Genomic DNA, 13,918 nt, shown 5'->3' with positions numbered 1-13,918 from the left:
TTTAATAGCCTTAAAATAACCTTGTAAAAATATTTTTGTTATATTATCGAAGCGGTTAAAAACAGAACGCAAACATATCATTCAAATGGCAAAAACAATAGCTTTAATTGCACATGATGGTAAGAAAGCCGAAATGGTGGCTTTTGTTAAAGATCATCAAGAAGGATTATCCAAAGCCCACCTCGTGGCAACAGGAACTACAGGTTCATACATCCAACAAACAGGTTTAGAAGTAGAATTAAAACTATCCGGTCCAAAAGGCGGAGATGCACAAATAGCAGCTATGGCAGCTGAAGGAAAGATACAAGGTATTATATTTTTCAGGGATCCACTTGGAAAACATCCGCACGAGCCGGATATCCAAATGCTGATGCGTATTTGTGACCTCTGGAATGTACCATTGGCAACCAACCCAGCAACCGGATCATTGATTATTAAAGGATTATTAGAAGAAGATACAGAGATTTATGGCAAATGAAGTTTTAGTGAGTATTGGGGAAACTAGTTATACAACAACTATTTCCTATGAGGATTTAAATATTTTAGCAGATGAGCCCATCGAAGTCGGAGGGCAAAACAAAGGGTTGGCACCAACCCAACTATTGCTTTCATCCGTGGGTGCATGCAAGGCCATTACCATGCGGATGTATGCAAACCGCAAGGAATGGAAAGTAGATAAAATTGACATCAAGGTTTCCAGTGAAGTTCAACGGAGTGAACAACAACAAACAACCTATATCAAGTGCAATATCTTTATTGAGGGCGATCTGGATGAAGAACAGAAGAAAAGATTATATGCCATAGGTGAGAAATGTCCGGTTCACAAGATGTTGATGAACCCTATAGTGATAGAAAGTAATCTAATTGATACAATCCAAGAAAAAAACATTTCTTGATTGTATATTTGCGACTTGAAAAAATAAATTGCTATGCCCTTAATCAGCGAACATACTTTTACAAGTCCGTTCCAAAACTTTACTCGCGAACAATGGAAAAGGTTGAACGGCCAGTTGAGCCACTCCATTCAAGAGAAAGATTTAGATCAATTGCATGCCCTTAATGAGCCATTGACAATGGATGAAATTGAGGATATCTATATCCCTTTGGCTCATTTATTGGAAGTACACATCCATAACTTTCAGGAACTGCATTCAAAAAGCAATGTTTTTTTCAAGAGGAACCATCAAAAACTACCTTTTATAATTGGTATAGCGGGTTCTGTGGCGGTAGGTAAAAGCACCACAGCTAGGGTACTGACCAAAGTCCTATCGCTTTTACCCAATAAACCAAAAGTGGAATTGGTCACTACGGATGGGTTCCTTTATCCCAACAAGGAGCTGATCAAACGTAATATCCTGAACAGGAAGGGTTTTCCTGAAAGCTATGATACCAAGAAACTCCTACAGTTTCTTGCAGACATAAAATCCGGCAAATCGCAGGTCACCGTGCCATTATACTCGCACTTGGAATATGATGTTCTAAACAATGAAAAACTGGTGATTTCACAACCGGATGTATTGATCGTTGAAGGTATCAATGTATTACAGGTCAATTCAAGAAAGAACGGCGTCTTCGTTTCTGACTTCTTTGATTATTCCATCTATGTGGATGCGGATGAGAAAAATATCGTAAAATGGTATATCGACCGTTTTGAATCCCTAAGAGCAACTGCTTTCCAAAATACGGCTTCATATTTCCATAAGTATGCAAACCTGACTGAAGAGGAAAGTTTTGATATGGCCAATACCATTTGGAACGAGATCAACAAGCCTAACCTACATGAAAATATCCTTCCAACCCGATATAGAGCTGATCTAATCTTAAAGAAAGGTTCTGAACACTTTATTAAGCGCGTGAAGGTTAGGAAGATTTAAGGATATTTCTTTCGAACTTGATTATCTCCTTCAAGATCTCATTCTCGATATTTCTATGCATTCTATTGCTGTTTGTTACAGCGTAAAGGTCCAGTTTATAACGAACGAAGTCCTTACCTAATTCTAAAACTTTTACCTGAAATTCATCTTCCTTGATTTCCAGATTTGGATGGGTAGTCAGGCTTAGCCTTAAATGCTCCTCTAATTCCTCAATATGTAAGGATACTTCCAGAGGAAGTTCGAATTTAACGGTAAAAAGACTGGATTGATGTGCAGACAGATTCATGAAAGTTGCCGTAAATACCATGTTGTTCGGCACCATAACAATATCGTCCTCTTCATCCTGTAATACCAGATTGGCAAAGGTAATGTCAATAATCCTCCCCTTATGCTCTCCCACCTTGATTCTATCTCCAACGGATAACTGCTCAGAGAACATAACGATTAATCCGGATATCATATTGGTAATATAATCCTTAAAGATAACCGCAATGGCCATGGCTACGATGGTAATGCTGGTAATAAAGTCTTTGGGATTAATTCCAAATGCAGTCATGATTGCTATCACAAAAAATACCGTATTCAATACTGCTGTAAGCCTATTGATACCGAGCACAAAGTTACCACGTTCTCTTTTTTGAGAATCCCGTGCATTGTAGAGCATGATCACCAGAAAGCGGAACATGGAAAGGACAATACTTGGGATCAAGAAAGAATACAGACCTCTTAGGAATTGGGCCAATAGTTTCCTTTTCTCGATATCGTATTCAAAATTGATGTGTAAAGCAATAATGATGATGACGAGAATGACCTTCCATATAAATACCCAAGGAATTTTTGGTTTGTTTTCTGTGGCAGCTGCATTCATGGTCTTGAAGATATTATTTTTTTATATAGTACACAAAACAAGTACGAACAACAATTTGTTATATGGCTTATTATCAATCACTAAATAGTTTTAGGTGTTGTTTATCTTTCCTTAATGATTAAATAACATTTTATAATTCTTAAAAAACAAGTAACTTAGCTACCGCTTTAATGACACCAAACAGGTAATTATGGAAACAACATTTGATTTTGAAAAGCCGATTGCTGATCTACAAACGCAAATCGAAAAGGTTAAACAAGTAGAAGAAAAAACCAAAGTCGATATGGGCGCAACAGTTCGCGAATTGGAAGAAAAACTCGAGCAAACAAAAGTTGAGGTGTATAGCAATATGACTGGCTGGCAGAAAGTTCAGATGTCCAGACATCCTGATAGACCACAAACATTCGATTATATTGACTTGATCTGTGATGACTTTATTGAGTTGCACGGAGATAGGAACGTACGTGATGATAAAGCTATTGTTGGCGGTTTTGCTACCATTGGCGGTCAATCAGTAATGGTTATCGGTCACCAAAAAGGAAAGAATACCAAGGAGCGTCAGTTCCGTAATTTCGGAATGGCTAACCCTGAAGGATATAGAAAAGCTCTGCGTTTGATGAAGATGGCAGAGAAATTCAACAAACCTGTAGTCACATTAATCGATACGATGGGGGCTTATCCTGGATTAGAGGCTGAAGAGCGTGGACAAGGTGAAGCAATTGCAAGAAACCTACTTGAAATGTCCGTTCTTAAAGTGCCTATCATCTGTATCGTAATTGGCGAAGGTGCTTCTGGTGGAGCTTTAGGTATTGGAATTGGAGATAAGGTATACATGTTGCAAAATACATGGTATTCTGTAATCTCTCCAGAGTCTTGTTCTTCCATCCTATGGAGAAGCTGGGACCAGAAAGAAAGAGCAGCAGAGGCCTTAAAATTAACCGCAGAAGACATGCTTGGTAATGGATTGATCGATGGCATCATTGAAGAGCCTATCGGTGGTGCACACCAAGACCCTGAAGCGACTGCTTTGAACGTAAAGAATAAAATCCTTTCAGACCTAGCCGTTCTAGGCGCTAAGGATAGCGATACACTGGTTGCTGAACGAATCGACAAATTCAGCAAAATGGGAGTTGTAAACGAATAAAGAAAAAGCCTTGAGTGATCAAGGCTTTTTTATTGCAGTTTCTTCTGGAAAGGGATAGGATCCTCTAAAATAAATTGAGCCTTCACTTCTTCAGTTCCCCGCAAGAGAACCAATCGGATCTCCTCTCCTTCCTTATGCATTAATTTTCCAATTATCTGCTTCAATTTCATACTTTGGGCACTGCTGCCATTGACTTTGAGCAATTCATCATCCACTTTCACACCTGCCAAATCCGCAGGTGAGCCTTCTCTGACACTTGCTATTTTGTAGATAGGTCGTAAAATAAATTCGTATTTAAATTCTTCATAATTATAAACATTGATACCAGAGTTCGGATTTTCTGAATCTCTTTTTCCAATGTTCGTAGTCAGCCTTCTCTTTGTCCATTCCAGTCCGTCATGCTTGATCTCCATCCCAGACATATTTATTTCGAATTTCTTTCCGAAATTCCGGTTCTTTTTTAGATAGATCTCGTTCTTGGGATAATTAAACAACACCTGAAAATGTTGCAATACCTGATTGCCAATCGACCCAACACGGTTCACAGCAAGTTTCGCCGCATGCACGGCATTGGAATCCGGATAAGATACAATTGGTTCCTTGATGTAAAAGCCCGACCAATCAAAACCTTCTATCCTATTGCGTCGACCAAAGATCAAACCATTGAAACCTCGACCAATAAAATCATAAATACTTGGTTCGCGAACCACAAAAGAATCCAACAAAAATGGAAAAACCAACATACCATCAGAATTGCCCATGTCCACAAGCATCTTCGCATCTTTAACCTTTTGTGTCCCTAAATCAACATCGATATGTACATAAGGTCTGCTCCTCTCCAATTGAATGGGCAGCTTGGTAAATTTACGGGTCAACTTTTCAGGGTAATCATAAGCATCATAAATACTAATCCTTTTCTTCAGATAATCTACTTTTATTAAGTAATCTTCAAAGAAGTGGCTTCCCAAGATCCCATTGACTGGGACACCGATATGGCTAGACAGATCTAGATCTTCACCATCAACAACATATATATTATGCAGACTGTCGATCAAGGTATTACCGACCAATAACTCATTTCCAATTGCCATAATTCCTTCCACCCCATCTTCTATCCCTATGCCCGAAAACTTAACCTTAGAAACATTCTCCAGAGGAACCGAATCTTGGGGAGTGGCAAAAAGGATTGTTTCTTTGACCCCAGTATCCAATAAAAATGCCAGTTCAACCCCATTTAGCTTGACAGGGATAATGACCAGGTTTCCACTGAGATCAAATTTGAAAGAATTCTTTTTGGGGTGAATCAACGAAAAATTTCTTTGCGCATAACTATGCAAGAACATCAAGTTCAGCAATAATAGAATTATGATTTTCATACACAAAGGTTTATATATGCTAATTTACCTATTTTTTAGATTCAAATAACTTAACATACGCTTAATATTAAACATTTGATAAATTATTAAGTTTCAATAATTCCTATTAAAAAACTGTACAGAATGCATCTCGATCGTTATAAAAACAAAAAGGAATAATCAAATTGATTATTCCTTTTTAAATGATCTTGTATTTTATATTAGACTGCGCTGAGCACACCTCTAAAGTAACCTACCGACTCTGCAATTCCAGCCAACGGGTCTTTCATGTCCTTTTCAAATTCAATACTGCAGCAACCACTGTACTTGTTTTTCAACAAGGCTTTTACAAAGGCAGGGATATTGATCACTCCACGTCCTAGTTCACATGTCGAGCCCTTTGCATCAGCTGCTGTCACATTCTTCAGGTGGATATCAAATATCCGATCCTTGTATTTTACATAATCTTTGATGGCATCTTGTCCATCTCTGGTATCATGCCCCATATCAAAACACATCCCTAGATTTTTATCCAAATCTTTGATATGGTTCCAGATAACCGTAGCGTTCGGATAGATCTTATCTTCCGGGCCATGGTTATGGATTCCAAACTTGATATTATTTTCTTTGGCTTTCTTGGCCACATACGGAAGATCTTTGATTTCTGGAATACCGATCATCAAATTCACACCTACCCGCTTGCAATAATCAAATGCTTTGTCAATCTCAGCTTCGGTCTTCATATAGATTGGGCCGACAGCATAACCGGTCACATTTGATTCAGCCAATTTCTTGTGAAACGCAGCAATCTGCTCTGCGGTACTATTCAGGGGCAAATGAAAATCTTTGATGCAAAGATACCTTACATCCATCCTTTTCATCATCGCCAGGGACTGTTCCAAATTAAAATTCACAAAGCTATAGCCTGCTATTCCTAATTTCAGACTATTTTGGTCTGCCAAACCTGAATCTTTAGTTTCAGCCTGGCTAGTTAACCAACTTGGACTTGTCAATACCGCTGCAGCTCCCAATGCACTGCGTTGCAAAAAATTTCTTCTACTGTTATTGCTCATGGATATAGGTTTATGTTGTTTTTCTATTAAAAATAATGATTAATATGCAGAATGGCAATATCAAGCGATGGAATCCAACAGCTTTAATACAAAAAAGCCCTTGTCTTTAAAGACAAGGGCTTTTGTAAATATTTAGAAATTCTACAAAGAACTTAGTGCAGAATTCAATGTTTCAGAAGGACGCATTGCTTTTGAAGCCAATTCATCATTTGGATAATAATATCCACCGATTTCTTGAGCTTTTCCTTGCGCTGCGATCAATTCCTCATTGATCTTAGCCTCTTGTTCCGTTAGAGCCTTAGCTAAACCAGCGAATTTAGATGCCAATTCAGCATCTTTGGTTTGCTTAGCCAAAGCTTCTGCCCAGTAAGTAGCTAAATAGAAGTGAGAACCACGGTTATCGATTTGTCCAACTTTACGAGCTGGAGACTTATCATTTGCCAAGAATTTCGCATTTGCCTCATCAAGAGCATCTGCCAATACTTGAGCTTTCTCATTATTCTGAGTTTGTGCTAAATGTTCTAATGAAGCTTGTAATGCCAAGAATTCACCCAATGAATCCCAACGTAAATAACCCTCTTCCAAGAATTGTTCAACGTGTTTAGGAGCAGAACCACCGGCGCCAGTTTCAAATAGACCACCACCATTCATTAATGGAACGATTGATAGCATTTTAGCTGAAGTACCAAGTTCTAGGATTGGGAATAAGTCAGTAAGGTAGTCACGTAATACGTTTCCAGTTACCGAAATAGTATCCTCGCCTTTACGGATTCTCTCAATGGAGAATTTAGTAGCTTCAATTGGAGATAAAATACGGATATCTAATCCTTTAGTATCGTGATCAGCCAAGTAAGTTTTTACTTTCTTGATGATTTCTCTATCGTGAGCACGGTTTTCATCCAACCAGAATACTGCTGGCGTATCAGATAGACGAGCGCGATTTACCGCTAATTTAACCCAATCTTGGATTGGAGCGTCTTTAGTCTGACACATACGGAAGATATCACCTTCTTCAACCTGTTGTTCCATCAATGTCTTGCCATTGTTGTCTACAACTTTGATCACCCCATTTGAAGGAGCTTGGAAAGTTTTATCATGAGAACCATATTCTTCAGCCTTTTGAGCCATAAGACCAACGTTAGGAACTGAACCCATAGTTTTAGGGTCGTAAGCACCATTTACTTTACAGTCTTCAATAACGGCTTCATAAATTCCTGCATAAGATCTATCAGGAATGATCGCTAAAGTATCGCGTTCTGCACCTTCTTTATCCCACATCTTTCCACCTATACGGATCATTGCTGGCATTGAAGCATCAACGATCACATCAGAAGGAACATGTAGGTTAGTAATTCCTTTATCCGAATTAACCATCGCTAGGTCTGGTCCATTCGCTATTGCAGCATCGATTGCAGCTTTTACCTCAGCTTCTTGAGGGGTACCAGCAATTTTAGCATACACTTCGCCTAAACCATTGTTCTTATTGATGCCTAATTCTTTAAAAAGAGAACCGTATTTTTCAAAAACATCTTTAAAGTAAACTTCAACGATAGCACCAAAGATAATAGGGTCAGAAACCTTCATCATGGTCGCTTTTAAGTGAGCTGACAATAAAACTCCAGCTTCCTTAGCTTCTTGTATCGCTTGAGCAACAAATTCTTTCAATTTAGCAACATGCATAACTGAAGAATCAATTACTTCGCCCGCTTTCAATTTAGCAAGGCCTTTTAATTCTTTAGCATCACCATTAGCAGCAACAAATTCTATTTTAAATTGACTGTCAACATCCAATGTCAATGATTGCTCAGAGCTGTAGAAATCGCCATCTTGCATAGAAGTTACCTTCGTTTTGCTATCAGAAGCCCAAGCACCCATTCTGTGCGGGTTAGCTTTAGCATAGTTCTTAACAGCTTTAGGCGCACGACGGTCAGAGTTTCCTTCACGTAAAACAGGGTTTACTGCAGAACCTAAAACTTTAGCGTAAGCAGCTTTGATCTTCTCTTCTTCCTCGTTTGCTGGTGCATCTGGATAATTTGGAATCTTATATCCAGCTTTTTGCAATTCAGCAATCGCTGCTTTTAACTGAGGAATAGAAGCAGAAATATTAGGAAGTTTAATGATGTTTGCATCAGGAGTAGTAGCCAATTGTCCTAACTCTGCCAAGGCATCTGTAGTTTTTTGGTCTTCCGATAAATATTCGTTTAAATTAGCTAGGATACGTCCTGCCAATGAAATATCTCTTAATTCGACTTCAATATCAGCAGTTTTTGCGAATGCTTGAACGATAGGTAGAAATGAATACGTTGCCAATAAAGGCGCTTCATCTGTTTTTGTGTAAATGATCTTAGATGACATAATTTTCTATTGAAATGATATTATTTTGCAATTATTAGTGAAATTCAAAGAGTTGATAAGCCTCTTTTTTAAAATTCGCCTAAAGATAATAAAATGAATTTTAAATAGCCATAAAAGCCAAAATAATGATGGATTCTGAAAAATCTTTGTCTTGAATCAATAGAATGAAAGGGAATTCAAGAATGATTTAAGCTTTTTCACCTAATTCATCCCATATCTCTTTAGGATTATAGATATCGATAAGACCATCCTTATCCTCAAAGGCAGCATCCATTATGGCCCTAGCCAGAATCATCGTACTGATTGGTTTATATAGCTTAAACAAACCCAACTTATTCAAGAACTTAAGGGTGCTGACCGCATACTGCTCTCCCTTTCTTTTGCTATTAGGACGATCTATAGGACCAGGTCTGACGATGATCAATTTGGGGAAGTTCAAGGCCTTGATCCCCTCTTCCAACAATCCTTTCATTTTGGTATAAAAGAACCTGGAATTCTTATTTGCCTGGGCTGAGGAAAGTAGCACAAAGGTATGGAACCTATTGAGCTTGCACAAGGCAGCAAACTTCAACTGGTAATCATAATCCACCACCCATTGTCCCTCTTTACTGCCGGCATCCTTTAATGTGGTGCCCATGGTAGAGAAAGCAACATCACCAATGATAAAGTGACTGAAATCCTCTAAACGATCAAAATCAACAATTACTTCATGTAATTTAGGATCAGGTGTAAAAAAAGGCCTTCTTACCAATACATTAACCGAATCCACTTTTGGATTTGCCAACAATTGCAGGACCAATTCCCTACCTGTCGCGCCTGTAGCGCCTATGACAACTGCTTTCATAATTGTTGATTTTGAGTTTTTAACTATTAAAACAGGACATCACGGATATTTACATCACGATCAAACTGCGCCTTTGCAAAAGGGCATAAAGGCATGATTTTCAATTTGCTATCCCGTGCATGCTCAACGGCCTTGTTCAATAAAACAGAACCAATCCCTTTTCCTTTTTCTTCTGGATCTACCTCGGTATGGTCGATAATGATCTTACCGGGTCCAGCTTTGGAATAGGTCATTTCACCTATTGTTTTACCATCTTCAATGGCTAAAAATGATCCCTTATTTCCATTTTCTTCGTGTTTCACTAACATATTATCTTTATTTAAGTTTTAATTCTTCAATAATTTCATCCTCTATATCGGCTTTCATTTTGACCACTTCATCAGCCAAATCATTTGGCACAGTCATCGACAGCACATACTGTTTGATCAACCATTTCCCATCTTTGAGTACCAAAACGCCCGAACCTCTACAGATCTTCATTTGTGTATTTAACAATTCATCTATCCATGCGGTTTTACCATCTTCCGAAAATTCTATATTTCTTTCCAGACTGCTGAAGTTCCAAGCCTTACCCTTATCGAAGTGTGGCTTGGCATAATCCATGAATTCCTGCTTGTCCCAACGTTCTGTAGCATCCGTACCGATAAAGATGGAATTAGCATCCATTAGGTCAAAATACTCCTTAAAATCAGCCTTTCCAGCAGCGGCATGCCACTTATCTAAGACTTTCGCTACATCATCTTGTGATTGTGCAAGGGAAACCTGAATAAACATCAAGAATACTGCTACTAAACTGTAGATTTTCATATAAATTGGTTTTTAATAAAGATACCTTTTTGAAAGCTAAGACACAAGACCAGTCAGAAAGACCATTTTAGCCTGACAATAGATCGAAGGAAATTTATGGATTTGATCGAGAAATAAACTTAGGCTTTCCTGAAGTGCTTCATATTTTTGGTGACATTTACAATGTTCCAATCAATATGCTTGGAGTAAGGCTCAGAGCGGATAGGGCAATTTTCCACTGTGCAATAATGGCAACATTCTGGCATGCATGGGTCAGCATGTATAAAGAATTCCGTCTTGGAGGCCAGATTATCGTTCAATAGCGAATCAAAATCGGAGATACTGTCATGGACCTGGTTAAGGTCATAATAGTTAGGTAAAGTTAAATGACAGTCTATGTGCAGTTCCTGTCCATATCGTTGTATGCGGAGATTGTGGACATCTATCCATTCTGATTTCCTGTTCTTGTTCAGGATTGCGACAACTTCCTCCACTACTTCTGCATCCGATTCATCCATTAGACCAGAAATCGACTTTCTCAAAAGTTTATAGCCATTATATAAAATGAAGGTACCGAGGACAAAAGAAAGGGCTAGATCAATCCAGGCCAAGCCGGTAAGTTTCATTAATAGGAGTCCTGCAATCAAGCCTATTGAACTGTATGCATCCACCTGTAAATGCTTTCCATCAGCTTCAATGGTCAATGAACGTAGAGCTTTCCCCCTTTTCATCAGATAGAATCCAACCCCATAGTTGATCAGGGAAGTCGCTAATATCAAGTACATACCCTCTTCTACATTACTTACAGGTTGAGGTGAGAAAACGGCATAGATGGATTTAATGAGGATAATGCTACCAGCGATGAATATCATTCCCCCTTCAACAAACACAGAGAAGAATTCTACTTTTCCGTGCCCGTAGGGATGGTTTTCGTCTTTAGGTTGGGCAGCAAGGTAAATACTGTAATAGGCAAAGCCAGAAGCGACAATATTGACAATACTTTCAGCGGCATCAGAAAAAATGGCGTTAGACTCGGTGATAAAATAGGCCACAAACTTGATAAGCATCAATACGATACCGGTAACCAAGGATAACAAAACCAATCTCATCTGCCTATTCATAACACTAAATTTGAACCGCAAAAATAATTAATTAAGAAACAATAAATGTTACTTTTTTGTTAATATACCCTCATCTTTCTGATTTCCCAAGCGTTGCGCTATAATGGTCACTACAAAAATCTGAAAGGCATGATAAATCATCAATGGTAATATGTACAGCCCTAATTTAGGGTTATTGGCAAACAAAAATTTTGAGAACACACTACCATGTGTAAGCGATTTCTTTGATCCACAGAACAATGCAGAAATCCTATCCTCCCGATTGAACTTCAGCACATAACGTACGAACAATAAAATAATAAGATAAACCGTAAAGAACAGGGCAATAACAGCGACAAATAAACTAGCTAAATAACCTGTACCTATGGTATTGAAAATATCATTCATAAAAGATTCCGAAAAACTGCTATAAACGATCAGCAGAACGACTCCTTTATCAAAATTGGATAAAGCTTTCCCATACTTATGGGCCCATTTCCCCCAATATGGTTGTATTAGTAAGCCCAGTATTACAGGAAGTAGAACTTCAAATAAAAGACCTATATATAATTCCCCGAAGACATTGACTTCACCAACTTCCAAAAAGAAGTGCATCAGTAATGGAGTAATGGCAACACCGATCAACCCAGAAATGGAAGCATTAAATATGGCAGCAGGAACATTTCCTTTTGCAATGGAAACCATCACTACCGAAGAGGTTACGGTAGAAGGTAATGCGGCCAAGAAATAAAAGGATAGCCAAAATTGCTCCTGTGTTTCAGTATGCACCAATGGGCGGAACAACAATACAAGCAACGGGAAAAGACCAAAGGTAAAGAGCTGAACAGACAAATGAAGTTTCCAATTCTTCATTCCGTCCTTGATTTCATTGAAACTCAGTTTCAACCCATAAAAGAAGAATACCAACGCGACACCAACACTGATCAAAGCATTTAAAAACTTGCCGTCTAAATAACCTGCAACATCGGGATAAATGTAGGCAAGGAATATCATGAAAATCAAGGCTATAATAAACCCATCAAATTTTAACTTCATCTAAAACCCAAATTTTGCATACAAAGCTATAATTAATTTCATAAACACCTATTCCAATCCATCTATTTAGAAAGTATCATTTTTATAGAGATTTTGTTACATTTTTCTCATCGATAATAAATTGTATATAATATATTTGCAATATCATGAGTACAACATCCATATTATCCGATAGAATAAACAATCTATCCGAGTCAGCAACATTAAAGATGACCAAATTGGGCCGTGAACTGGCGGCTAAGGGCATTAATGTAATTAGTTTGAGTGTAGGTGAACCTGATTTCAATACGCCTGAGCATGTAAAAGATGCTGCCAAGAAGGCATTGGATGAAAACTGGACCCGTTACTCCCCTGTTTCTGGTTATCCTGAACTTCGCCAAGCGATCGTAAATAAATTAAAAAATGAAAACGGTTTAGATTATGACATATCTAATATCGTGGTTTCCACAGGTGCCAAGCAATCCCTTTCCAATGTATTGCTAACCCTTGTAAATCCTGGTGAAGAAGTGATCATCCCTACCCCATATTGGGTTTCCTATTCGGAAATGGTGGTATTGGCCGAAGGAAAATCAGTTTACATTGATACGACGATCGAATCCGATTTCAAGATCACTCCAGAACAATTAGAAGCTGCGATTACTCCAAAATCAAAAGTCTTCATGTTCTCCTCGCCTTGTAACCCTACAGGTTCCGTATATTCAAAAGCTGAATTGGAGGCCTTGGTAAAGGTATTTGAAAAACATCCACAGATCTATATCATCTCTGATGAGATCTATGAGCATATCAATTTCGTAGACAAGCACGAGTCTATCGCACAATTCCCTTCCATTAAGGACCGTGTAATCATTATCAATGGTTTTTCAAAAGCATTTGCAATGACGGGATGGCGCCTTGGTTACATCGCAGCGAACAAAGAAATCGCTGCTGCAAACGAAAAAATGCAAGGACAAACGACTTCAGGTACATGTTCTATCTCTCAACGTGCTGGTATTGCTGCATATGAGCAAGGATTGGAAAGTGTCCTGGAAATGAAAGAAGCATTTGCGCGTCGTCGTCAATTGGTATATGACCTTTTGAATGATATCCCAGGTGTGAAAACAAACTTACCAGATGGAGCATTCTATTTCTTCCCAGAGATCAGCTCTTTCTTTGGTAAAAAGGATCCTGAAGGAAATGTAATCAATAACTCAGCAGACCTTGCTTTATACTTATTGAACTACGGTCATGTTGCTACTGTTGGTGGAGACTCTTTCGGTAACAACAATTATATCCGCCTTTCCTATGCTGCTTCTGACGAAAACTTAAAAGAAGCCCTTCGCAGAATCAAAGAAGCATTGGCGAATTTAAAATAGTATTGAGATATGAGATTTGAGATTTGAGATATTAACCGGAAAACTAAGTCCGCATTAAATCTCAAATCTCTATATCCATTTCCCGTTTTTTATCTCAATACTCATATCTCT

General features: G+C 38.3%; 14 protein-coding genes. 5 read left to right on the top strand and 9 right to left on the bottom strand.

What is annotated here, in order from left to right:
* Nucleotides 1-85: 85 nt before the first annotated feature.
* Genes ACWICE_RS16075 through coaA form a run of 3 tightly spaced genes read left to right on the top strand, consistent with a single transcriptional unit; the run spans nucleotide 86 to nucleotide 1,874 of the window.
* Nucleotides 86-478, top strand: a complete 393-nt coding sequence (locus ACWICE_RS16075; protein ID WP_185212060.1) for a methylglyoxal synthase — start codon at nucleotides 86-88, stop codon at nucleotides 476-478.
* Nucleotides 468-896, top strand: a complete 429-nt coding sequence (locus ACWICE_RS16070) for an OsmC family protein (RefSeq protein WP_185212059.1) — start codon at nucleotides 468-470, stop codon at nucleotides 894-896. The genes ACWICE_RS16075 and ACWICE_RS16070 overlap by 11 nt, the downstream gene beginning before the upstream one ends.
* A gap of 33 nt (nucleotides 897-929) precedes the next feature.
* The gene (gene coaA / locus ACWICE_RS16065; RefSeq protein WP_185212058.1) at nucleotides 930-1,874 is read left to right on the top strand and encodes a type I pantothenate kinase; all 945 of its coding nucleotides are present in this window, start codon (nucleotides 930-932) and stop codon (nucleotides 1,872-1,874) included.
* On the opposite strand, the gene ACWICE_RS16060 is transcribed toward coaA, so the two are convergent.
* On the bottom strand, nucleotides 1,861-2,742 hold the full coding sequence (locus ACWICE_RS16060) for a mechanosensitive ion channel family protein (RefSeq protein ID WP_454298776.1): 882 nt from the start codon (nucleotides 2,740-2,742) through the stop codon (nucleotides 1,861-1,863). The genes coaA and ACWICE_RS16060 overlap by 14 nt on opposite strands.
* Before the next feature lie 190 nt (nucleotides 2,743-2,932).
* On the opposite strand from ACWICE_RS16060, the gene ACWICE_RS16055 reads away from it, so the two are divergent.
* Complete coding sequence (locus tag ACWICE_RS16055; RefSeq protein WP_185212056.1) at nucleotides 2,933-3,886, top strand: acetyl-CoA carboxylase carboxyltransferase subunit alpha; 954 nt, start codon at nucleotides 2,933-2,935, stop codon at nucleotides 3,884-3,886.
* A gap of 29 nt (nucleotides 3,887-3,915) precedes the next feature.
* Here ACWICE_RS16055 and ACWICE_RS16050 read toward each other — a convergent pair whose 3' ends face one another.
* From ACWICE_RS16050 to ACWICE_RS16015, 8 genes are all read right to left on the bottom strand, one after another.
* Nucleotides 3,916-5,262, bottom strand: a complete 1,347-nt coding sequence (locus tag ACWICE_RS16050; protein WP_313257938.1) for a PDZ domain-containing protein — start codon at nucleotides 5,260-5,262, stop codon at nucleotides 3,916-3,918.
* Nucleotides 5,263-5,462: 200 nt separating this feature from the next.
* Entirely contained in the window at nucleotides 5,463-6,314 is an 852-nt protein-coding gene (locus ACWICE_RS16045; protein WP_185212054.1) for a sugar phosphate isomerase/epimerase family protein, read from the bottom strand.
* A 141-nt stretch (nucleotides 6,315-6,455) separates the two neighbouring features.
* Nucleotides 6,456-8,669, bottom strand: coding sequence for an NADP-dependent isocitrate dehydrogenase (locus ACWICE_RS16040; RefSeq protein ID WP_454298775.1), 2,214 nt, complete (start codon nucleotides 8,667-8,669; stop codon nucleotides 6,456-6,458).
* A 187-nt stretch (nucleotides 8,670-8,856) separates the two neighbouring features.
* Nucleotides 8,857-9,513, bottom strand: coding sequence for a hypothetical protein (locus ACWICE_RS16035; protein ID WP_454298774.1), 657 nt, complete (start codon nucleotides 9,511-9,513; stop codon nucleotides 8,857-8,859).
* A gap of 26 nt (nucleotides 9,514-9,539) precedes the next feature.
* Nucleotides 9,540-9,821 (bottom strand): GNAT family N-acetyltransferase, encoded by a 282-nt coding sequence (locus tag ACWICE_RS16030; RefSeq protein WP_185212051.1) that lies wholly within the window; start codon nucleotides 9,819-9,821, stop codon nucleotides 9,540-9,542.
* A 7-nt stretch (nucleotides 9,822-9,828) separates the two neighbouring features.
* Nucleotides 9,829-10,320: a nuclear transport factor 2 family protein gene (locus ACWICE_RS16025; protein ID WP_454298773.1), complete on the bottom strand. Its 492-nt coding sequence runs from the start codon at nucleotides 10,318-10,320 to the stop codon at nucleotides 9,829-9,831.
* A gap of 119 nt (nucleotides 10,321-10,439) precedes the next feature.
* Nucleotides 10,440-11,420 carry a cation diffusion facilitator family transporter gene (locus ACWICE_RS16020; protein ID WP_313257946.1) on the bottom strand — a complete coding sequence of 327 codons (981 nt, stop codon included), beginning with the start codon at nucleotides 11,418-11,420 and terminating at the stop codon, nucleotides 10,440-10,442.
* 48 nt (nucleotides 11,421-11,468) lie between these two features.
* Complete coding sequence (locus ACWICE_RS16015; RefSeq protein WP_313257949.1) at nucleotides 11,469-12,455, bottom strand: bile acid:sodium symporter family protein; 987 nt, start codon at nucleotides 12,453-12,455, stop codon at nucleotides 11,469-11,471.
* A 146-nt stretch (nucleotides 12,456-12,601) separates the two neighbouring features.
* Here ACWICE_RS16015 and ACWICE_RS16010 point away from each other — a divergent pair, with 146 nt between their 5' ends.
* Complete coding sequence (locus ACWICE_RS16010) at nucleotides 12,602-13,807, top strand: pyridoxal phosphate-dependent aminotransferase (RefSeq protein ID WP_237219459.1); 1,206 nt, start codon at nucleotides 12,602-12,604, stop codon at nucleotides 13,805-13,807.
* Nucleotides 13,808-13,918: the final 111 nt, after the last annotated feature.

This window comes from Sphingobacterium sp. NPDC055346 (assembly GCF_053645235.1).
This window is presented reverse-complemented; position numbering and strand designations above follow the sequence as displayed.

Excerpts from the sequence above, each read along its gene's own strand:
- ACWICE_RS16075 (WP_185212060.1), top strand. The coding sequence starts at position 86 with ATGGCAAAAACAATAGCTTTAATTGCACATGATGGTAAGAAAGCCGAA.
- ACWICE_RS16070 (WP_185212059.1), top strand. The coding sequence starts at position 468 with ATGGCAAATGAAGTTTTAGTGAGTATTGGGGAAACTAGTTATACAACA.
- coaA (WP_185212058.1), top strand. The coding sequence starts at position 930 with ATGCCCTTAATCAGCGAACATACTTTTACAAGTCCGTTCCAAAACTTT.
- ACWICE_RS16060 (WP_454298776.1), bottom strand. The coding sequence starts at position 2,742 with ATGAATGCAGCTGCCACAGAAAACAAACCAAAAATTCCTTGGGTATTT.
- ACWICE_RS16055 (WP_185212056.1), top strand. The coding sequence starts at position 2,933 with ATGGAAACAACATTTGATTTTGAAAAGCCGATTGCTGATCTACAAACG.
- ACWICE_RS16050 (WP_313257938.1), bottom strand. The coding sequence starts at position 5,262 with ATGAAAATCATAATTCTATTATTGCTGAACTTGATGTTCTTGCATAGT.
- ACWICE_RS16045 (WP_185212054.1), bottom strand. The coding sequence starts at position 6,314 with ATGAGCAATAACAGTAGAAGAAATTTTTTGCAACGCAGTGCATTGGGA.
- ACWICE_RS16040 (WP_454298775.1), bottom strand. The coding sequence starts at position 8,669 with ATGTCATCTAAGATCATTTACACAAAAACAGATGAAGCGCCTTTATTG.
- ACWICE_RS16035 (WP_454298774.1), bottom strand. The coding sequence starts at position 9,513 with ATGAAAGCAGTTGTCATAGGCGCTACAGGCGCGACAGGTAGGGAATTG.
- ACWICE_RS16030 (WP_185212051.1), bottom strand. The coding sequence starts at position 9,821 with ATGTTAGTGAAACACGAAGAAAATGGAAATAAGGGATCATTTTTAGCC.
- ACWICE_RS16025 (WP_454298773.1), bottom strand. The coding sequence starts at position 10,320 with ATGAAAATCTACAGTTTAGTAGCAGTATTCTTGATGTTTATTCAGGTT.
- ACWICE_RS16020 (WP_313257946.1), bottom strand. The coding sequence starts at position 11,420 with ATGAATAGGCAGATGAGATTGGTTTTGTTATCCTTGGTTACCGGTATC.
- ACWICE_RS16015 (WP_313257949.1), bottom strand. The coding sequence starts at position 12,455 with ATGAAGTTAAAATTTGATGGGTTTATTATAGCCTTGATTTTCATGATA.
- ACWICE_RS16010 (WP_237219459.1), top strand. The coding sequence starts at position 12,602 with ATGAGTACAACATCCATATTATCCGATAGAATAAACAATCTATCCGAG.